This is a genomic window from Allobosea sp. WAO, assembly GCF_001509835.1.
Lineage (GTDB): Bacteria > Pseudomonadota > Alphaproteobacteria > Rhizobiales > Beijerinckiaceae > Allobosea.
The window spans coordinates 120,484-138,280 of the sequence record NZ_JXTJ01000012.1 but is presented as its reverse complement, the minus strand read 5'-3'; the positions used below and the strand labels follow the sequence as shown (position 1 = coordinate 138,280).

Genomic DNA, 17,797 nt, shown 5'->3' with positions numbered 1-17,797 from the left:
CTTCACAGCGCCGGGCTCGATCGCGATCCGCCGAATGGCTGCTCACCTCGCCCGCGCCGACCAGAACCTGGAGGACGCCATGACATCCGCCTCTGCCGTCGAGATGAAGCTCTCCCGCCGCAGCCTGCTCGCCGGGTCGGCCGCCGCTGCCGGTGCCTTCACCTTCGGCTTTTCCGTGCCCTTCACCGACGAGGCCAAGGCCCAGGGCGCGACGCCCGAGATCAACGCCTGGGTCGTCGTCCAGCCCGACGACAAGGTGGTGATCCGCATCGCTCGCTCCGAAATGGGCCAGGGCACGCTCACCGGCCTCGCCCAGCTCGTCGCCGAGGAGCTGGAATGCGATTGGGCCAAGGTCACGACCGAATATCCGACGCCCGGCCAGAACCTCGCCCGCAACCGCGTCTGGGGCAATTTCTCGACCGGCGGCAGCCGCGGCATCCGCGAATCCCATGACTATGTCCGCAAGGGCGGCGCGGCCGCCCGGATCATGCTCGTCCAGGCCGCCGCCGGCGAATGGAAGGTGCCGGCCGCCGAATGCAGCGTCAGCAAGGGCGTGATCACCCACAAGGCGTCCGGCCGCTCGCTGCGCTATGGCGAAGTCGCAGCCGCCGCCGCCAAGCTCTCGCCGCCGACCGAGGTGCCGCTGAAGGATCCGAAGGAATGGACCATCGCCGGCAAGCCACTGAAGCGGCTCGACACGGCCGACAAGACCAACGGCAAGAAGATCTACGGCATGGACTTCAAGCTGCCGGGAATGCTCAACGCCGCGATCAAGGACTGCCCGGTCTTCGGCGGCAAGGTGAAGAGCTTCGACGCTGCCAAGATCAAGGACATGCCCGGCGTGAAGCATGTCCTGCCGGTCGGCGACAGCGCCGTTGCGGTCGTCGCCGATACCTGGTGGCGGGCCAAGACGGCGCTCGACGCACTGCCCATCGTCTGGGACGAGGGCGAGCACGCCAAGGTCTCGAGCGAAAGCATCGCCGCCTGGCTGAAGGAGGGGCTCGATGCGCCGCAGGCCGCCGTCGGCAACCAGGTCGGCGACGTCAAGGCGGCGATCGCCGGTGCGGCAAGGACGATCGAGCAGGTCTATTCCTACCCGTTCCAGAACCATGCCTGCATGGAGGTGATGAACGCGACCGCGCTCTATACGCCTGAGCGCTGCGAGGTCTGGACGCCGACCCAGAACGGCGAGGCGGCGCTCGCCGCGACTGCCGAGGCCTCCGGCCTGCCGCTGGCGAAATGCGAGGCCTACAAGATCGACCTCGGCGGCGGCTTCGGTCGGCGCGGCGCGGTGCACGACTGGGTCCGGCAGGTCGTCGCCATCGCCAAGCAGATTCCCGGCACGCCGGTGAAGCTGATCTGGTCGCGCGAGGAGGACATGCTGCATGGCCGCTTCCACCCGGTGACCCAGTGCAAGCTCACCGGCGCGCTCGACAAGGACGGCAACCTCACCGGCCTGCACATGCGCATCTCCGGCCAGTCGATCGTCGCCGGCATCTTCCCGCAGAACATCCAGAATGGCCGCGATCCGGCCGTCTTCCAGGGCCTCAACCCGCCCGGGCCGGAGGCCTCGATCGGCTACACCATCCCGAACCTGCTGATCGACCACGCCATGCGCAACCCGCATGTCCCGCCGGGCTTCTGGCGCGGGGTCAACCTCAACCAGAACACGATCTATCTCGAATGCTTCATCGACGAGCTCGCCCATGCCACCGGCAAGGACCCGCTCGAATTCCGCCGCGCGCTGATGAAGAACCACCCCAAGCACCTTGCCGTGCTCAATTCCGTCGCTGAAAAGGCCGGCTGGGGCAGCAAGGCGCCCGACGGCGTCTATCGCGGCATCTGCCAGACCATGGGCTTCGGCTCCTATGTCGCCGCGGTCGCCGAGGTCTCGGTCAGCCCCGAGGGCAAGCTCAAGGTCCACAAGATCACTGCCGCGACCGATCCGGGCCATGCCGTCAACCCGGCGCAGATCGAACGCCAGGTCGAGGGCTCCTTCGTCTACGGCCTCTCCGCCGCGCTGTTCGGCGAATGCACCGTCAAGGACGGGCGCATCGTCGAGGAGAATTTCGACAGCTACCCAGTGATGCGGCTGGAGGACATGCCCGCGGTCGAGACGGTGATCGTGCCCTCCGGCGGCTTCTGGGGCGGCGTCGGCGAGCCGACCATCGCCGTCGCGGCGCCGGCCGTCCTCAACGCGATCTTCGCCGCCACCGGCAAGCGCGTGCGGTCCATGCCGCTCCGCAACGCCGATCTGCGCAAGGCGTGAGGTCAGGCGCAGGAGCGTGAGAAGCGGAGACGTCATTCCGGACGGGCGGCAAAACCGCCCTGCTCCGAAATCCATCGTCGGAAACTGCGCCCTACGATGGATTCAGGCCCTCTGCTGCGCGGCGGCCGAAGTGACGGCGGTCGTTCTCGCGTGCGGAACGAGCGCTCGGCCAGCTGTCGCGCTCGAGCCCTACGCGATCGCTGGCGACGCCATTCCCGCCCCGCTCGCCGGCCTGTCCGGCGACGCGCAGCGCGGCCGGGCGGTAGTGCTCGATCGTACGCGCGGCAACTGCCTGATTTGCCACCGGGTACCGGAGCCGGACGAGCCCTTCCAGGGGACGATAGGCCCGCCGCTCGCCGACGTCGGCGCCAGGCTCGATGACGGCCAGTTGCGGCTGCGGCTGGTCGACGCCAGCCTGCTCAACCCGGAAACCGTGATGCCGCCCTATTTCCGCACCGAAGGATTGCGAGACGTTGCCCCGCAATTTCGCGGTCTGCCGGCCCTCAACGCTCAGGAGATCGAGGATGTCGTCGCCTATCTCGCGCGCCTGCGCACGCCCTGAGCGCGAGCCCTCGCGCCGCCAGCTGCTCGCCGCCGGTTCGGCGGGCCTCGCGCTCGCCGCCCTCCCGGACGCGGCCCGGTCGGCGACCCAGACGCCGCTGGCCGAGCTGATCGCCCGGGTCACCGAAGGCGCGACGCCGATGCGCGGCGGCATCGTCTTCGACATCCCGCAACTGGTCGAGAACGGCAATTCGGTCGATGTCGCGATCGGCATCGACAGCCCGATGACGGAAGCGGACCATGTCCGCTGGATCCATGTCATCGCCGAGAAGAACCCTTATCCCAACGTGGCGCGCTTCCACCTCTCACCGCGGAGTGGCCGCGCCCGGATATCGGCGACCCTTCGTCTCGCGACCTCGCAGAAGGTCGCGGTCGTCGCGGCGTTGAGCAACGGCAGCTATTTCATGGCCGATGCCGATATCGTCGTGACGCTCAGCGCCTGCATCGACGGAGGCTGACTTCATGGCGAATTTCAATGCCCGCATCACCATGCCTGCCGAGGCCAAGGCCGGCGAAATCGTCGAGATCCGGGTGCTCGTCCGCCATCCCATGGATCGCGGCGGCCAGGTCGATGCGGAAGGCCGCATCGTGCCGCGCAAGATCCTCAACCGCCTGACCGTGACCTATGCCGGCGAACCGGTCTTCCGCTTCGACATGCACACCGGTATCTCTGCCAACCCCTTCGTCAGCTTCACCACCCGCGCCGTCGAGACCGGCGACCTCGTCTTCGAATGGCGCGAGGATGGCGGGGCGGTCTTCACCCGCACCGCGCGCCTCGTCGTGACGTGAGCCGCCAGTGACGACACGCGCGGCCCTGTTCATCGGCCTGTCGCTTGCGACCACTGTGGCCACAGCCCAGGAGATCAGGCCGGGCAGCGCTTTCCTCTCGCCGGAGATGCGCCGCCAGCAATCCGACGAGGCCCGCAATCCCGGCTTCCTCTGGGTCGAGCAAGGCGAGGAGCTGTTCAGCCGGCGCAGCGGTGAAGCACCGGCCTGCATCACCTGCCATGCCGATCCGGAGCGAAGCCTGAAGGGCGCCGCGACCCGCTATCCGCAGGTCGATGCCGGAAGCGGCAAGCTGATCAATCTCGAGGGCCGCATCGAGCAGTGCCGGACGCAGCGCCAGAGGCAGCCGGCCTTCGGCTATGAGAGTCCCGAGCTGCTCGGCCTCACCGCCTATCTCGCCTCGCTCTCGCGCGGGCTGCCGATGAGCGTGACGACCGATGGCGCGGCGAAACCCTATCTCGATGCCGGAAAGGCCGTCTATGAGCGCCGGCAAGGCCAGCTCAACCTCTCCTGCCGGCAATGCCATGACGATCTTGTCGGCGAAAAACTACGCGGCGACACGATCAGCCATGGCGTCGGCACCGGCTACCCCGCCTACCGCCTCGAATGGAACGAGGTCGGCTCGCTGCACCGGCGTCTGCGCGCCTGCTCGCTCGGCGTCCGGGCGACGCAATTCGACTATGGCGCCCCGGAATATCTCGCGCTGGAACTCTATCTCGCCGCGCGCGCCAAAGGCCTGCCATTGGAGAGCCCGGGATTGCGGCGCTGACCAACTGGACTCGGCTTGGCCGAGCGGACCGAAGCCGTCACGATGCCGGCACATTCCTGTCGGAGATGCGGCGGATGCTACGCCTGCCTGCCTTGCTCGCCATGCTGTTCTGCGCCGCCGCTGCGCTCGCGCAGCCCGCCGCTGAAACGCAGGCTCCGGTCGCCGCGGCTAGCCCTGCCGCCACGAATGCTGCTGCGGCCAGCGCTGCGGTGCCGCCCGCTGCCGCTGCTAACCCCGCCCCCTTCGTCCTCAAGGACACCGAAGTCAGGACGATCCGCGCCAAGGCGCTGCAGCGCGACTACGAGATCTATGTCAGCCTGCCGCCGTCCTACCACTCCTCACCGCGACGGCGCTTCCCGGTGCTGTTCGTCAGTGATGGCGACTATTCCTTTCCGCTGGTCCGCAGCATCGCGCAGCGCGTCGGCAACCGCGCCCAAGGCCTGGAGGAGTTCATCCTCGTCGGCCTCTCCTATGCGGTCGGCGATACCAGGCAGTTCAGCCGGCGCCGCGACTACACGCCGACGCCGAACGGCGAGAAGACGCGGGACGAATCCGGCCGCCCACCGGTCTTCGGCGAGGCGGAGGAGTATCGCCGCTTCCTCGCCGACGAGTTGATGCCCTTCGTCGCCGCGACCTATCGCACCGACACCACACGCAGCATCTATGCCGGCCATTCCTATGGCGGCCTGTTCGGCGTCCACATCCTTTTGACCGAGCCGAAGATGTTCTCGCACTACATCCTCGGCAGCCCCTCGCTCTGGTTCGACCAGAAGGTGATGTTCGCCCGCGAGAAGGCCTATGCCGACGCCAACAAGGACCTGAAGGCGAACGTGCTGATGGCGATCGCCTCTTATGAGACGATCAACAAGGCCTCAAACGACCGGCGCTTCAGCCGCAACCTCGACATGATCGCCGACATGCAGGAATTCGAGAAGGCGCTGCGCTCGCGCGAATATCCCGGCCTGTCGCTGACCAGCGAGATCATCCCCGGCGAGGACCACCTCACCGTCTTCCCGGCGATCATCACGCGCGGCCTGATGTGGGCGCTGCCGGCGAAGCGGGACTAGGCAAGGAACGACAGGACAAAGTCATCGCGGGCGACCGAAGCGAGACCCGGGACCGCAACCGGGGTTGGAATGGCGATCAGTCCTTCTTGCCCTTGCCGGCCTTCTCCTTCTCGTCCGTGTCCTTGCCTTTCGGCTTCTCCCGGTTGCGGTAGCTCGCATTGCCGAGGCCGGTCCCGATGGTCAGCACGGCCCAGTTCTCGACATCCTGCATGAACGGCATGTCGCTGAGGCCCTGCACCACCGCATCGTTGTGCATCACCACCACGGTCTCGTGCTCGCCGATCTCCGGCGCCATCTCGCGAATGCTCTCGACCAAGTTGAAGCGGCTGCTCGACCAGTTGCCCGGCAGGTTCTGCGCGCCACGGTCGATCGCGCCATCAGCCTCGATCCAGCCGGGGCAGCCGACGCCGATGAACGGCGCGACGCGCAAGCCCTCCTTCTGCGCTTGCCTGATCTGCTCGCGCAGCATCTTGCCGAGTTTCTTCACCGCCTCCTCGCGGCTCGGCTCCTCGTCGGCATGGCGCCAGAGCTCGGATTTCCAGACCCGCGCCTTGGCGAGGTCGGGCGCCTTGTCCTGGCGCAGCTCGACGATCCCGGCGCGGATGTTCGAGCCGCCGATATCGACGGCGACCAGGCTGTCATAGGCCTCGAATATCCATTTCGGCGCGAGATGCGCGCTGCCGACCAGACCGGCCTCGTCGGGATGGTGGCGCACCGGCACCAGCTCGCTCGCATGCCCTTCCGATTGCAGGATGATCCCGGCCCGGGCGATGGCGAGCTCGCCGACGCGGCTCTGGCGAAAGCCGCCGCCGACGACGATGCGCTCGATCGGAGCCCACGCCTTCTGCCGGAGAAAACGGCGGATCACGAAGGACAGCGACTGGGCGAAGCGCTCGACCGCGGAGAGCACCAGCGCCGCCTCGCGCGCCTCGCCGTTGGTGATCAGTTCGTCGAGCTCGGACTTGCTCGGAGCCGCGTCGGTGTCGCCGAGCGGGTCCTCGCCCGTCTCGGCGAGATGGCCGCGCAATTCGGCGAGATGGTCCATGAAGGCCCCCCGGCTCGCCTTGTCGCCGATGAAGCCGTCGCCATCGCGGATTTCGAGATTGTAGCTGGTGACGGTGACCGAGGGCAGCTCCTCTGCGCCATGTCCGCCCTTCGTGCCCGCATTCGCCGCCGTCGCAACCGCCATCGCTCGCTCCCCTGTCGCCGCGGAGGAAACGACTGGTGCCGCCCGAGGTTCCGCCTGCGACCGATGACCCATGCTGGCGCATGCCGCCCCTGCGCCGGCAATGGGGATGAGGGAAGGCTTTCCGTTGACCTTGCCCCCTGCTTTCCCCTCCATAAGGTTCGCAAGGGGATGCGGCCTTCGGGACCGCTCGGAGGGCTGAAGCATGTTCGAATTTCTCGGCCGCGCGATCGTGATCGGCGTCGGCGCCACTGCCATTCTCGACCTCTGGGCCCTGCTGCTCAACCGCACGCTCGGCATCCCACTCGCCAATTGGGCCATGGTCGGGCGCTGGTTCGCCCATCTGCCGCGCGGGCGCTTCATGCATGACCCGATCTCGGCCTCGGAGCCGGTGTCCGGCGAGCTCGGCATCGGCTGGATCATGCACTACGTCGTCGGCATCCTCTTCGCCGCCGTGCTGCTGCTGATCTGGGGGCTCGGCTGGGCCAAGTCCCCAACCCTCATCCCCGCGCTGATCGTCGGCATCGTGACCGTCGGCTGCGGCTGGTTCATCCTGCAGCCCGGCATGGGCTTCGGCGTCGCCGCCAGCAAGCGGCCGAACCCCGGCCAGATCCGGCTCGTCGGCCTCGTCAACCATGTCGTCTTCGGCCTCGGCCTCTACCTCACCGCGCTGCTGACGCGCTGAACGCCGGGCGGCACGCCATTCGCCAAGCCCGGCCGGCTGGACTAAGAGCCCCCTGACCGACCCCTTGCGGGTCCTCAGGAACGCAGCAGGAGTGCAACGCATGGCGCATTGGACGCAGCTCGACGCCGCGCCGATCCCGGGCGGCGGCACGCTGAAGCTGCTGCAGCGCGGCGAGAGCGAGTTCTCGATCACGCTCGGCCATAACGAGCTGATGAATTCGCGCCTGCGCGGCTCGGAGGAGGCCCTGGCGACGCTCGCCGCCGAGCGCGTCGGCAAGCGCCCCCGACTGCGCTTCCTGATCGGTGGCCTCGGCATGGGCTTTACCCTGCGCGCCGCGCTGGCCGCCTTGCCGGCCGATGCCGAGATCACCGTCGCCGAATTGATCCCGCAAGTGGTCGCCTGGGCTCGCGGCCCGCTCGCCGCGATCTTCGCCAGCTGCCTCGACGATCCGTGCGTCAGCATCCGCGAGGCCGATGTCGCCTCGTTGATCCGCTCCGGAAAGGCCAGCTATGACGCGATCCTGCTCGACGTCGACAACGGCCCCGATGGATTGATGGTCGCGGCCAATGACCGGCTCTACGACTTCGCCGGGCTCGCCGCCGCCAAGGCGGCCCTGCGCAAGGGCGGCGTGCTCGCCATCTGGTCGGCTGGTCCCGACCGCTCCTTCACCGAGCGCCTGCGCATGAGTGGCTTTTCCGTCGAGGAGAAGAAGGTCCGCGCCAATGCCTCTGGAGGCGGCGCGCGGCATGTGATCTGGCTGGCCACGGTAGCAGCCGCGGATCGCGACCGGCGCGCCTCCGCCAGCACACCGCCTCGGCCCGGCTCCCGCAGGCGCTGAGCGCCACCGGAACCATCGCGGCAGCCTCCGGTTGATCGGACACCCCGTCCCTTCAAAGGAGGTCAGCTATGCCCGCAAAATCCAAGGCGCAGCAGAAGGCCGCCGGCGCGGCCCTGGCCGCCAAGCGCGGCGACATCCCCAAGAGCGATCTCAAGGGCGCCTCGAAATCGATGGAGGAATCGATGACCGAGCGGCAGCTCGACGAGCTCGCCTCGACCAAGCGCAAGGGAAAGCCCGAGCATGTGACCAAGCACTGAGCCGGCAGCGCCGCTCAGTTTCGCATCTCGCCTTTCGGCAAGCGGATCAGGAGCAGCATGAGGAAGGCGATCACGCCAAGCCCGCTCGTCAGCCAGATCGCCTGCACGCCCCAGCGGTCGAGTGCCAGCCCGAACAGCAGCGGCGCGGCCGCCTGCAAGGCTCGTCCGGGACCGCCGATCAGCCCCTGCGTCAGGCCGTAGCCGACAGGCCCGAACAGCGCGAGCGGCAAGGTGCCCTTGGCGATGGTCAGGACGCCGTTGCCGGCTCCGTGCAGGAAGGCGAAGCCATAGGCACCGGGCGCACCCAGCACCAGGAGCAGGCCGGCTCCGAGTGGATGGGTCAGCGTCGCCAGCCTTGCCGAGATCAGCGGGTGCAGCCGCCGCATCAGCGTGAATTCGGCGAGACGAGCGGCGACCTGGGCAGGGCCGATCAATGCTCCGGCGGCGACCGCGACCGCCGTTGTCGCCCCCGCCGCCTCGAGCAGCCGCGGCAAATGCGCCGCCATCGCCGTGCTGTTGAACCAGCTGATCGCGAACACCAGCGCGAGCAGCGCCATGATCCAGCGCGATTTGGGCTCCGCTCCTGCTATGTCCTGCCCGGCTTTCGCTGCGGTCGCATGGCTTGGTACTGCGAGCTTGCCCGATGGCAGCAACCAGTTGAGCGGCAATGCCAGCATGAGGTGCAGGCCCGCCCAGCCGAGGCAGGCACCGCGCCAGCCGATCTCCGCCTCCATCAGCGCCGAGAGCGGCCAGCCGATCGTGCTGGCGAAGCCGGCGAGCAAGGTGATGCCAGTGATCGGCGAGCGCGCTTCCCGGCCGTAGATGCCGGCAAGCGCCGCGAAGGCTGCCTCATAGAGCCCGATGCCCATGCCGAGCCCCATGGCGAGCCAGCCCGCCCAGAGCAGGGTCTTGCCCTGCGCCATGGCAAGGCAGGCAAGCCCGGCGGCGAAGATCAGGTTCGAACCGATCAGGACGCCCCGCCCGCCCTGCCGGTCGATCATCGCGCCGGCCCACGGACCGACCACCGCGGAAACGACCAGCGCGGCGGAAAAGGCGGCGAAGATCTCGACCGGACTGGTCGAAAGGTCGCGCGCCATCGGCGTCGCCAGCACGGCCGGCAAGTAATAGCTCGACGCCCAGGCCACCGTCTGGGCTGTGCCGAGCGCGAGCACGATCGCGGTGGTCGAGCGCTGCGTGGCCATCAGCTTCCGCGAAGGCTCGTAAGTGCCGGCGCGGAGGCGGTCCTGCTCTTCATCTCGGACAAGCGCCGCTCCATGGCCTGCTCACGGCTTCCTCCCGCCAGCGAATCAAGCCGTCACCCGCCGACTTGCACAAGGGCGCACCGGTCACCATCGCGCTGCCGGGGCTTGCAGCGGCCGCATGGCGGCAATGTCGCCGCCTGTCCGCTGCCAAGCTCAGTTCCGCCAAAATTTGCGCGGCTTACTCGAGCGGACATGCTATCCCTGCCGATGCTTGCATTGGCCGGCTATCGATTCCGCGAGAACGCCGTCGTGACCCAGAATCCGTTCTCGCCCGGCCTATCAGCCTCTTCGCGACCGCTCGCCTGCACGGCGCGGACTCGCTCGTGAGCGACGGGCCGAAACCGCAGTCTGGCTCGGTCGCGGCGCTTGGCGCCATCGTCACCGGCGCCCTGATCCTGCAGGTCGCGAGCACGATCATGAACACGGTCGTGCCGCTGCGCATGGCCTTGGAGAAGCAGCCGCTGCTGCTGATCGGCCTGGTCGGCTCGGCCTATTCGGTCGGCTTCCTCGCCGGCTGCTTCTGGATTCCGGCGCTGATCCGGCGCGTCGGCCATATCCGCGGCTTTGCGGTCTTCGCCTCGCTGCAGGCGGCCGTGACCCTCAGTTTTCCGGTGCTGCCGGTCGAATGGTGGAGCCTGACGCGCTTCATCATGGGCGCAGCAGCGGCCGGCCACAGCATCTGCATCGAAAGCTGGATCAGCGGGCAGGCCCGCTCGAGCCATCGCGGCCGGATCTTCGGCATGTACCAGATCCTGAACCGGCTGGCGCTGATCGGCTCGCAAGTCGGCATCGGCTATGTCGCGATCCAGACCCATGATGTCTTCCTGATCGCCAGCATCGCCTTCTCGATTGCGCTGATCCCGGTCAGCCTCACCCGGGCGAAGGGTCCGGAATCGGCCGAACTGGTCTCGGTCCGCCTCAATACGCTCTGGCAGCAGGCGCCCGCCGCAGTGATCGGCTGCCTCTATGTCGGGCTGGTCAGCGGGCCGCTGACCAACGTCGTCCCCGCCTATGGCATCCTGATCGGGCTCGGCCAGAGGCGCGCCATCCTGCTGACCGCGGCGATCCAGCTCGGCGCCCTCTTGCTGCAATGGCCGATCGGCTGGCTCGCCGACCGGGTCGACAGCCGCCGCGTCCTGCTCGGCGCCGCCGCGGCGACCACCCTCTCCACCGTGGCGCTCGGCGCGCTGTTCATGTCGGGCGCGGCCCAGCAGGAATGGTGGCTCTACGCCCTGTTCGCGCTCACCGGCGGCTGCAGCGTGCCGCTCTATACGGTGGCGGTGACGCATGCCTATTTCCGCCTCGGCCGCGACCAGGCAGTCGGCCTTTCTGCTGGCCTGCTCTTCCTATGGAGCGTCGGCGCGACGATCGGCCCGCTGGTCGCGACCGGAGTGATGCAAATCGCCGGACCGCAAGGGCTGCTGCTCTATATCGGTGTGCTCTCGCTGGCCGTCGCGAGCTATTTTGCAATGCGAATCCTGACCAACCCGATCGCGCCGGAAGCCGCCGCCGCACGCACCCCCGCCGAGACCTCGCTTCCCGAACTCGGACCGCGCCCGAGACAGGACGCGGCCTGAGCTAGCGCGAGCTCGCATCAGCCGAGATCGGCAGGCTGGACGCCGCCCCTCGGCCGGGATGATTATGCGCGAACTCCGACGACGATCTGGAGGCGCCATGCATCGCGGGACGATCGGCTGGTCCGGCTTCGCGGCCTTGCTGCTGCATTCTCAGCCAGCCCTCGCGGAATGCCGGGTTACGGGCCCCAAATGGTACCTGCACACCAATGACAAGGTCACGCTGAAGGCCGAGATGGACTCGCAAGGCTGCGGGCACAGTTTCGGCGTCGCCGGCACCTGGAGAATGGAGAAGCTTGTCGCGCTGAAGCCGCCGGCCAACGGCACACTGCGGCAGATCGGCGAAGTCACCTATTACTATATCCCGAGACTCGGCTTCAGGGGCGACGACAATTACGTGATCTACATCTGCGGCAAGGACACCTGGGGCTCGGGCTGCGCCAGGCTCAACTTCGAAGCCACGGTTAGATAGGCGAGCCGGCCCTGCCGCCTCAGTTCGCAGGCGTTCCCTCGCAGGCCTATGCGGCGTGAGAGGCCGGCCAGCTCTCGCGGATCTTGCGCTTCACCTCCTCGATATCGTGACAGCGCCCGAAATCGCCTGATGACAGGCGCCGACGCCCCGACATCGCCCAATGCCAGCGCGGCGCGCCGTTCGGTGCATATTTGTCATGCGTTATCACGGCGATCCGCTCGCCCCCTTCGGCTTCGACATGGAACAAGTGGTCGATCTCCGGCCATGTCCGCCGAATCCGCATCTGCACCGTCATTGCTCATCTCCGATTCATCTATGTTCCTATTTTGTTCTATCAGGAAACGCAAGGGAACTCGGCTCGGCAGGCACCCAAGCCAGCACCTTTGAGGACCTGCTTCTTAAATCCGAGGATTCGCAGGAATGCGTGCTCCATGGCGGCGCTAGGCAGGCCGGTGGCAAGTCCGCACATAGAATGGCCGCCCGCTGGCGGCCTTCAAATTCTCGTCCTTCTCGCTGCGGCCCAGAAGTTCAACCTTATCCTTGGCGAGTTCGCCGCGTTGGCGCCGGAACAGGCGGGTCGGAAGCCTTGCAGGGCGGCCTGGAGCAGGGCAGCGCCCGGCGAACCTCGGCGTGCAGCGCCCGGTCCAAAGCCGGATGCGCTCTAGGACTGGGATTGGGGGCGATTTTGCAAATAGGGCCACGCCATCAGGGCGGCGCAGAAATACGAAAGCCAGATCGTATTGCCGTCTGGTAGCGCGCTGCCTCTTCCCGCGTCGCCTCCGCCCGAGACGATGTCGAGTTCGGCATCGGAGATCTCCCTGCCCCGGGCCTCATTGGCCACCTCGGCCAGTTCGGTTGCGTCGAACTCGTAGCCCTTGGCTGCGGCGAAGGCGATCACATCGTCGGGCGATGCGGCCCGCGCCGCCCTATAGGCCTCAGCCTCCGCGCGCCGCGCCGCATCGGACTTCAGGTCAGCGCGAAAGCGCTGGATCTCGGAAATGCTCATCTGACTGTCCTCTCCTGGCGAACCATGGCGGCCAAACGGCCAGAAACGCATTGACACAAGAGAAATTTGGTGTGCCAAAGCTGATGAAAAAGAGAACTGGGAGCTCGCTCTGCAAACCTGACGCGCGCAGATCATCGACCTTGGCAACGCCCGGGCAGATAAGGGTGTTCCAGATGCAGGGCGTCGATCCGGCGCATCAGAAGCGGGCCGGCAGGCGGATCTGCTCCTAGTCCCGGCGCCCAGTGTTATGTTGGTTCATCAACTCGGCGAGCGCGGGGTCGGCTGTCCCGAGCGCCGAGATCGCGGCGTTCGTGTCGTAGAGCCGCTCATCCTGCCCCATCTTGAATTTGGCTTCCAGGCGCGCGATCGGCAGATCGAAGCCGATGATGTGCGGCATCCGGCGCTCCATGCCGCCCGGTCCCAGCTCGCGCATCCGCCAGCGGTCCTCACGCCCCTGTTCCAAGGTTTCGACCAGCTGCAGCAAATGCCTGGCGGTGTCACGGCCATCCAGCGGCACCGGCCGGCCATGGCAGTGCACGACAGCGAAGTTCCAGGTCGGCGCGCTGTCCCGAACCGGGTTTCGTGGATACCAGGAGGACGAGATGTAGCCGTGCGGGCCATGGAATACGGCGACCGTTTCCGCGCCATCGGCGATCAGGGCAGCATGCGGATTGGCCTTGGCCAGATGCGAGACCAGCGTGCCGTTCTCGCCACGGGCACGGTCCAGCACGAACGGCAGGTGCGATACGGCCAGGCCATGCGGTCCATGTGTCACCACCGTCGCAAATGCCGCCGCCTCGATGAGCGCGAAGACCGCTTCGCGCGACAGAGGCGCGAATTCAGGCTTGGTATACATCGGCCAACCTCTTTGGACGTGCGACCGGGCTGAGAACACGCCGCCAGAGCGGCGGCCGGATGTTTCCGATCGGCCGGCATGGTTTTCAGGCCCGCTGCGGTGAGACGACAGGCGGCGCCCGGTCCAGCACGCCGGTGCTGGCGACGAGGGCATGGTTTCCAATCCCCGATGCCGCGCTCCGCAGTGTTTCCCCGCTTCCCAATCAGCTAGGGCCTGCCTCTCCGTAATGTCAATATCTCTTCATGATTGACATGGATAAGAATCATGAAATTAAATCTACATATACGGAAGAAGGCCCAGGTACCGGCTGCGTGGAGGATTGATGGCGATACGAGACCTCCTGATGCAACAGGATCAGGCCTTCACGCCGTCGGAAGAGAAGATCGTGCGGCTGCTTCTGGCCGACTATCCGACATCGGGCCTGGGCACGGCATCGAGCCTGGCGCGGCGCGCCGGCGTGAGCGACCCGACCGTGGTGCGGCTGGTGATGAAGCTCGGATACAGCGGCTTCCCCGATTTCCAGGCCAAGCTCCTGGCGGAGGTCGAGTCGCGATTGCACTCACCCCTGCTGATGATGGCGGCCAAGCGCCCTTCCGGTTCCGAGGACAGTGCGATCCTGGCATATCTCGCCTCCGTCGGCACCGCGATCGAGAAGTCCTCCACGCTGACGCCACTGCAAAGCTATGACCGCGCCGCGCGTCTCCTGATGGAAGCCAAGGGCGAGGTCGTCATGCTCGGCGGCCGTTTCAGCCGCCATGTCGCGGGCATGCTGGCGAGCTATCTGTTGCAGTTCAGGCCCGGGGTTCGCGATCTCGGCACGCTCTCGGCACAGGCTTTCGACTCATTGGCGGATCTCGGTCGCAAGGACGTCCTGGTGGCGTTCGACTACCGCCGCTACCAGCTCGATGTAATGACCTATGCACGCCAGGCCGCGGCACGCGGCGTGCGCATCGTGCTGTTCACCGACCCCTGGCTGTCGCCGATCGCCGACATCGCCGAGCTGACCATCGTCAGCCCGCTCGAAGTCGCCTCGCCCTACGACACGCTGGCGCCAGCGGTCGGGCAGATGGAGGCGCTGGTCGCCCATATTCTCTCGACCCTGGGCGACAAGGCACGCGCACGCATCGAGCGCCTCGAGGACATTCGGCATGCCAATGCCGTGACGCTCGACAGAAGCGATTCCAACGAAGCCGACGGGTCCGGCACGGCGCCCGGGCCGTCCTCAGCGAGGTAGAACCACAAGCCATGACGCAACCACTTCCGAAACGCGACGAAGCTTTTCGTGTCGGCGAGACCGCGATCCTGCTCGTCGACATGCAGCGCATCTGGCTGGAACCGGGCGCAGATCCGGCGCATCCCGAGCGCGGACCGGGCGACTATTTCTTCCGGCAGACCGCCGCGCAGACGATCCCCAATCAGGAGAGGCTCCTGAAGGCCGCGCGGGCCAACGGCGTCGAGGTGATCCATACCATCATCCAGAGCCTGACCGAGGACGGCCGCGACCGCTCCCTCGATCACAAGCTGACGCCGATCCACGTCGCGCCCAGCCGGCCAGAAGGGCTGCCGGTGCCGTCGCTGGCGCCGGCCGGCGACGAGATCCTGCTGCCGAAGACCTCGTCTGGCGTCTTCAACTCGACCAATATCGACTACGTGCTGAAGAATCTCGGCATCCGCTACCTGATCGTGGCGGGTATCATGACCGATCAGTGCGTGGACATGGCCGTACGCGACGGCGCCGACCGCGGCTATCTCGTCACCTGCGTGGCCGATGCCTGCGCCACCCGCACCCCCGAACGCCACGATACCGCGCTCAAGGCCTTCGGCGGATATTGCTGGGTCGCCAACACTGATACCGTGGTCGCGCGCATCGAAGCCCTGGGGAAATCGGCATGACGTCCGTCGTCGAACCCCTCGTCGCGATCGTGACCACCGACCTCTCCGCGATCACCCGCGGCCGCTCGGTTGCGGAAAGCCGGCTAGACAGGATCGCTGCGACCGGCGTCGGCTGGCTGCAGGCCAATCTGTCGCTGACCCCGTTCAATTCCATCGTCACTCCTAACCCTTGGGGTTCTTCCGGTGATCTCAGGCTGATCCCGGATCGCCAGGCGCGCTTTCGCACCGCACGGACCGGCTCGCCGACGCCGTTCGACATGATTGCGGGCGATATCGTCGAGCTCGACGGCAGCCCTTGGCTCGGCTGCACGCGCACTATGCTGAAGGACGCACTGGCCGAGCTGACAGCCGCCACCGGCCTTTCCGTCATCGCCGCCTTCGAACAGGAGTTCCAGATCTCCGGAGCGAGCTTCGCCCCGGCGCATTCCCTGTCGCTGGCCGCCTTGCGGCGGGCCGATCCTTTCGCCCCCGCCCTGATGGCCGCGCTCGAGGAAGCCGGCGTCAACCCGGAGGTCATCATCGCCGAGTTCGGCGACGAGCAGTTCGAGGTCACGCACGCGCCGGCGGATGGCCTGGCCGCCGCCGACCGCTGCGTGGCGATCCGCGAGATCACCCGCGAGCTCGCGCGCAATCTCGGCTGGCAAGCGACCTTCACGCCGAAGACCGCGCCGAACGCCGTCGGTAACGGCGTCCACATCCACTTCAGCTTCATCGACGCCGACGGCCAACCGGCGACCTATGACCCGAGCGGACCAGCCGGACTGTCGACCAAAGCGGGCGCGTTCTGCGCCGGCGTGCTGCGCCATCTGCCGGCCATGACCGCGCTGACCGCTGCCAGCGTATCGTCGTACTACCGGCTCAAGCCGCACAGCTGGAGCTCGTCCTACACCTGGCTGGCCGACCGCGACCGCGAGGCGTCCCTGCGAATCTGCCCGGTCGCGACGATCGGCGGCAAGGACCCGTCCCGGCAGTTCAACATCGAGTACCGCGCCGCCGATGCGACCGGCAATCCGTATCTGTCGCTGGCTGCGATCGTCCGCGCCGGACTGGAAGGCATCAAGGCGAACCTGCCGACGCCGCCGCTGGTCTCGGGCGACCCCACGCTGATGAGCGAGGCCGAGCAGGGCAAGCTCGGCCTGAGGCGCCTGCCCGAAACACTGCCGGCGGCGATCGATGCGCTGCTCGCCGACGGGACCGTCATCGGCTGGTTCGCGCCGGCCTTCGTCGAGAGCTTCGTCGGCGTCAAGCGCCACGAGGCCGAGCGCCTCGCCGGTCTCGATCCCGCCGCGATCTGCGAGCTCTACAGGACGCTGTACTGATGACCTTGCATGTCCGGAACGATTGGCCTGCGGCGGTCGAGGTCCTGAACGAGCAGGGCACGTCCGACATCGTGCTTCTGTGCGAACACGCCTCCAACCACATCCCGGCCGAGTACCAGCGGCTGGGGCTCGCCCCCCGCGACCTGGATCGGCATATCGCCTGGGATATCGGCGCCGCCGAACTGACCCGGCGCCTATCGGCGCATCTCGACGCACCGGCTTTTCTCAGCGGCTATTCGCGACTTCTGATCGACTTGAACCGGCCGCTCGGCACACCCGGCAGCATCCCCGTGCATTCCGAGGACACCGAGATCCCCGGGAATGGCGGCCTCGACGCGGCGGAGCGGGCGCGACGGGCGGAGGTGATGTTCGCACCATTCCATGACAGCGTGTCCGCCCATCTCGACCGGCGGACCGCTACCAGGCGATCGACGCTGATCGTCACCATCCACTCCTTCACCCCCGTCTTTCTAGGCGTTTCCCGGCCCTGGCACGCTGGCGTGCTCTACGACAGCGCGGAAGTTCTGGCCCGGGACATCCTCTCGCGTCTGAGTCTCGACGCAGTGCTCGTCGTCGCGGCCAACGAGCCCTACCTGATCAGCCGCGATGAGGATTACGCGGTCCCGATCCACGGTGACGACCGCGGTATCCCCGCCGTACTGATCGAAATCCGGCAGGATCTGCTTTCGAACGAAGCTGGCATCGAGGAATGGGCCGGCAGGTTGGCAGCTGCCTTGCCAACCCGCGAAAGGGAGTCGCCGTCCTTGTAACGAGGGCCATAGCCCTCGACATGGCCTGTTGACCGGCGTTGTCGCATTGGCGCGAGCGCAAAATGGCGGCGACGGAGCGCTTCGGCGCGAGCCGACGTGCCGAGCCTCTTCAGGGTTCTCGAGGTGAGATAGGTTCGGGCCTCGGCGAGCTCCCTCGGCGCCCGGATGTCAGATAGAACATCCCCGCTCGCCACGACGCCACAGCTGCCCGGACGTGCGTTCCCGGC

The 17,797-nt window shown here is 67.2% G+C and carries 20 protein-coding genes; 15 read left to right on the top strand and 5 right to left on the bottom strand.

Annotation, left to right across the window (positions count from 1 at the left end):
- The first annotated feature begins 79 nt into the window (after nucleotides 1-79).
- The 6 genes from DK26_RS22215 (at nucleotide 80) to DK26_RS22190 (ending at nucleotide 5,452) form a co-directional block, all read left to right on the top strand.
- Nucleotides 80-2,269 carry a molybdopterin cofactor-binding domain-containing protein gene (locus DK26_RS22215; protein WP_083533502.1) on the top strand — a complete coding sequence of 730 codons (2,190 nt, stop codon included), beginning with the start codon at nucleotides 80-82 and terminating at the stop codon, nucleotides 2,267-2,269.
- Between the two features lie 130 nt (nucleotides 2,270-2,399).
- The gene (soxX, locus tag DK26_RS22210; RefSeq protein WP_066477197.1) at nucleotides 2,400-2,831 is read left to right on the top strand and encodes a sulfur oxidation c-type cytochrome SoxX; all 432 of its coding nucleotides are present in this window, start codon (nucleotides 2,400-2,402) and stop codon (nucleotides 2,829-2,831) included.
- Complete coding sequence (locus tag DK26_RS22205; protein WP_066477194.1) at nucleotides 2,794-3,288, top strand: thiosulfate oxidation carrier protein SoxY; 495 nt, start codon at nucleotides 2,794-2,796, stop codon at nucleotides 3,286-3,288. The genes soxX and DK26_RS22205 overlap by 38 nt, the downstream gene beginning before the upstream one ends.
- Nucleotides 3,289-3,292: 4 nt before the next feature.
- Nucleotides 3,293-3,619, top strand: coding sequence for a thiosulfate oxidation carrier complex protein SoxZ (soxZ, locus tag DK26_RS22200; protein ID WP_066477190.1), 327 nt, complete (start codon nucleotides 3,293-3,295; stop codon nucleotides 3,617-3,619).
- A 7-nt stretch (nucleotides 3,620-3,626) separates the two neighbouring features.
- Nucleotides 3,627-4,385: a sulfur oxidation c-type cytochrome SoxA gene (gene soxA / locus DK26_RS22195; protein ID WP_066477184.1), complete on the top strand. Its 759-nt coding sequence runs from the start codon at nucleotides 3,627-3,629 to the stop codon at nucleotides 4,383-4,385.
- 74 nt (nucleotides 4,386-4,459) lie between these two features.
- A complete protein-coding gene (locus tag DK26_RS22190) occupies nucleotides 4,460-5,452 on the top strand; it encodes an alpha/beta hydrolase-fold protein (RefSeq protein ID WP_198162395.1) in 993 nt (330 codons plus the stop codon).
- A 76-nt stretch (nucleotides 5,453-5,528) separates the two neighbouring features.
- On the opposite strand, the gene DK26_RS22185 is transcribed toward DK26_RS22190, so the two are convergent.
- Nucleotides 5,529-6,641, bottom strand: coding sequence for an ROK family protein (locus tag DK26_RS22185; RefSeq protein WP_066477182.1), 1,113 nt, complete (start codon nucleotides 6,639-6,641; stop codon nucleotides 5,529-5,531).
- Between the two features lie 202 nt (nucleotides 6,642-6,843).
- On the opposite strand from DK26_RS22185, the gene DK26_RS22180 reads away from it, so the two are divergent.
- From DK26_RS22180 to DK26_RS22170, 3 genes are all read left to right on the top strand, one after another.
- On the top strand, nucleotides 6,844-7,323 hold the full coding sequence (locus tag DK26_RS22180; RefSeq protein WP_066477179.1) for a DUF2938 domain-containing protein: 480 nt from the start codon (nucleotides 6,844-6,846) through the stop codon (nucleotides 7,321-7,323).
- 100 nt (nucleotides 7,324-7,423) lie between these two features.
- Nucleotides 7,424-8,161, top strand: a complete 738-nt coding sequence (locus DK26_RS22175; protein ID WP_066477177.1) for a hypothetical protein — start codon at nucleotides 7,424-7,426, stop codon at nucleotides 8,159-8,161.
- 68 nt (nucleotides 8,162-8,229) lie between these two features.
- Entirely contained in the window at nucleotides 8,230-8,418 is a 189-nt protein-coding gene (locus tag DK26_RS22170) for a DUF3008 family protein (RefSeq protein ID WP_066477175.1), read from the top strand.
- Between the two features lie 14 nt (nucleotides 8,419-8,432).
- Here the strand turns inward: DK26_RS22170 and DK26_RS22165 are convergent, their stop codons facing one another.
- The gene (locus DK26_RS22165; RefSeq protein ID WP_066477174.1) at nucleotides 8,433-9,620 is read right to left on the bottom strand and encodes an MFS transporter; all 1,188 of its coding nucleotides are present in this window, start codon (nucleotides 9,618-9,620) and stop codon (nucleotides 8,433-8,435) included.
- A 383-nt stretch (nucleotides 9,621-10,003) separates the two neighbouring features.
- On the opposite strand from DK26_RS22165, the gene DK26_RS22160 reads away from it, so the two are divergent.
- Nucleotides 10,004-11,257, top strand: coding sequence for an MFS transporter (locus DK26_RS22160; RefSeq protein ID WP_066477172.1), 1,254 nt, complete (start codon nucleotides 10,004-10,006; stop codon nucleotides 11,255-11,257).
- 97 nt (nucleotides 11,258-11,354) lie between these two features.
- Nucleotides 11,355-11,726 carry a hypothetical protein gene (locus DK26_RS22155; RefSeq protein WP_066477170.1) on the top strand — a complete coding sequence of 124 codons (372 nt, stop codon included), beginning with the start codon at nucleotides 11,355-11,357 and terminating at the stop codon, nucleotides 11,724-11,726.
- A 46-nt stretch (nucleotides 11,727-11,772) separates the two neighbouring features.
- Here the strand turns inward: DK26_RS22155 and DK26_RS22150 are convergent, their stop codons facing one another.
- The 3 genes from DK26_RS22150 to DK26_RS22140 all read right to left on the bottom strand — a co-directional run bounded on the left by DK26_RS22150 (nucleotide 11,773) and on the right by DK26_RS22140 (nucleotide 13,741).
- Complete coding sequence (locus tag DK26_RS22150) at nucleotides 11,773-12,021, bottom strand: hypothetical protein (protein ID WP_066477169.1); 249 nt, start codon at nucleotides 12,019-12,021, stop codon at nucleotides 11,773-11,775.
- A gap of 366 nt (nucleotides 12,022-12,387) precedes the next feature.
- Nucleotides 12,388-12,732: a Nif11-like leader peptide family RiPP precursor gene (locus tag DK26_RS22145; protein ID WP_066477167.1), complete on the bottom strand. Its 345-nt coding sequence runs from the start codon at nucleotides 12,730-12,732 to the stop codon at nucleotides 12,388-12,390.
- A 226-nt stretch (nucleotides 12,733-12,958) separates the two neighbouring features.
- On the bottom strand, nucleotides 12,959-13,741 hold the full coding sequence (locus tag DK26_RS22140) for an FMN-binding negative transcriptional regulator (RefSeq protein WP_248310070.1): 783 nt from the start codon (nucleotides 13,739-13,741) through the stop codon (nucleotides 12,959-12,961).
- A 169-nt stretch (nucleotides 13,742-13,910) separates the two neighbouring features.
- Between DK26_RS22140 and DK26_RS22135 the strand changes: the two genes are divergently transcribed.
- The 4 genes from DK26_RS22135 to DK26_RS22120 are packed head-to-tail and all read left to right on the top strand — an operon-like array spanning nucleotide 13,911 to nucleotide 17,570.
- On the top strand, nucleotides 13,911-14,822 hold the full coding sequence (locus DK26_RS22135; protein WP_066477161.1) for a MurR/RpiR family transcriptional regulator: 912 nt from the start codon (nucleotides 13,911-13,913) through the stop codon (nucleotides 14,820-14,822).
- Nucleotides 14,823-14,833: 11 nt separating this feature from the next.
- Nucleotides 14,834-15,481 carry an isochorismatase family cysteine hydrolase gene (locus DK26_RS22130; protein WP_066477160.1) on the top strand — a complete coding sequence of 216 codons (648 nt, stop codon included), beginning with the start codon at nucleotides 14,834-14,836 and terminating at the stop codon, nucleotides 15,479-15,481.
- Nucleotides 15,478-16,800, top strand: a complete 1,323-nt coding sequence (locus tag DK26_RS22125; RefSeq protein ID WP_066477157.1) for a glutamine synthetase — start codon at nucleotides 15,478-15,480, stop codon at nucleotides 16,798-16,800. Before DK26_RS22130 ends, DK26_RS22125 begins: the two co-directional genes overlap by 4 nt.
- Nucleotides 16,800-17,570, top strand: coding sequence for an N-formylglutamate amidohydrolase (locus DK26_RS22120; RefSeq protein ID WP_066477155.1), 771 nt, complete (start codon nucleotides 16,800-16,802; stop codon nucleotides 17,568-17,570). Before DK26_RS22125 ends, DK26_RS22120 begins: the two co-directional genes overlap by 1 nt.
- Nucleotides 17,571-17,797 lie beyond the last annotated feature (227 nt).

Excerpts from the sequence above, each read along its gene's own strand:
- DK26_RS22140 (WP_248310070.1), bottom strand. The coding sequence starts at position 13,741 with ATGCCCTCGTCGCCAGCACCGGCGTGCTGGACCGGGCGCCGCCTGTCG.
- DK26_RS22155 (WP_066477170.1), top strand. The coding sequence starts at position 11,355 with ATGCATCGCGGGACGATCGGCTGGTCCGGCTTCGCGGCCTTGCTGCTG.
- DK26_RS22185 (WP_066477182.1), bottom strand. The coding sequence starts at position 6,641 with ATGGCGGTTGCGACGGCGGCGAATGCGGGCACGAAGGGCGGACATGGC.
- DK26_RS22135 (WP_066477161.1), top strand. The coding sequence starts at position 13,911 with ATGGCGATACGAGACCTCCTGATGCAACAGGATCAGGCCTTCACGCCG.
- DK26_RS22215 (WP_083533502.1), top strand. The coding sequence starts at position 80 with ATGACATCCGCCTCTGCCGTCGAGATGAAGCTCTCCCGCCGCAGCCTG.
- DK26_RS22180 (WP_066477179.1), top strand. The coding sequence starts at position 6,844 with ATGTTCGAATTTCTCGGCCGCGCGATCGTGATCGGCGTCGGCGCCACT.
- DK26_RS22145 (WP_066477167.1), bottom strand. The coding sequence starts at position 12,732 with ATGAGCATTTCCGAGATCCAGCGCTTTCGCGCTGACCTGAAGTCCGAT.
- DK26_RS22205 (WP_066477194.1), top strand. The coding sequence starts at position 2,794 with ATGTCGTCGCCTATCTCGCGCGCCTGCGCACGCCCTGAGCGCGAGCCC.
- DK26_RS22130 (WP_066477160.1), top strand. The coding sequence starts at position 14,834 with ATGACGCAACCACTTCCGAAACGCGACGAAGCTTTTCGTGTCGGCGAG.
- DK26_RS22125 (WP_066477157.1), top strand. The coding sequence starts at position 15,478 with ATGACGTCCGTCGTCGAACCCCTCGTCGCGATCGTGACCACCGACCTC.
- DK26_RS22170 (WP_066477175.1), top strand. The coding sequence starts at position 8,230 with ATGCCCGCAAAATCCAAGGCGCAGCAGAAGGCCGCCGGCGCGGCCCTG.
- soxZ (WP_066477190.1), top strand. The coding sequence starts at position 3,293 with ATGGCGAATTTCAATGCCCGCATCACCATGCCTGCCGAGGCCAAGGCC.
- DK26_RS22120 (WP_066477155.1), top strand. The coding sequence starts at position 16,800 with ATGACCTTGCATGTCCGGAACGATTGGCCTGCGGCGGTCGAGGTCCTG.
- DK26_RS22165 (WP_066477174.1), bottom strand. The coding sequence starts at position 9,620 with ATGGCCACGCAGCGCTCGACCACCGCGATCGTGCTCGCGCTCGGCACA.
- DK26_RS22150 (WP_066477169.1), bottom strand. The coding sequence starts at position 12,021 with ATGACGGTGCAGATGCGGATTCGGCGGACATGGCCGGAGATCGACCAC.
- DK26_RS22175 (WP_066477177.1), top strand. The coding sequence starts at position 7,424 with ATGGCGCATTGGACGCAGCTCGACGCCGCGCCGATCCCGGGCGGCGGC.
- DK26_RS22190 (WP_198162395.1), top strand. The coding sequence starts at position 4,460 with ATGCTACGCCTGCCTGCCTTGCTCGCCATGCTGTTCTGCGCCGCCGCT.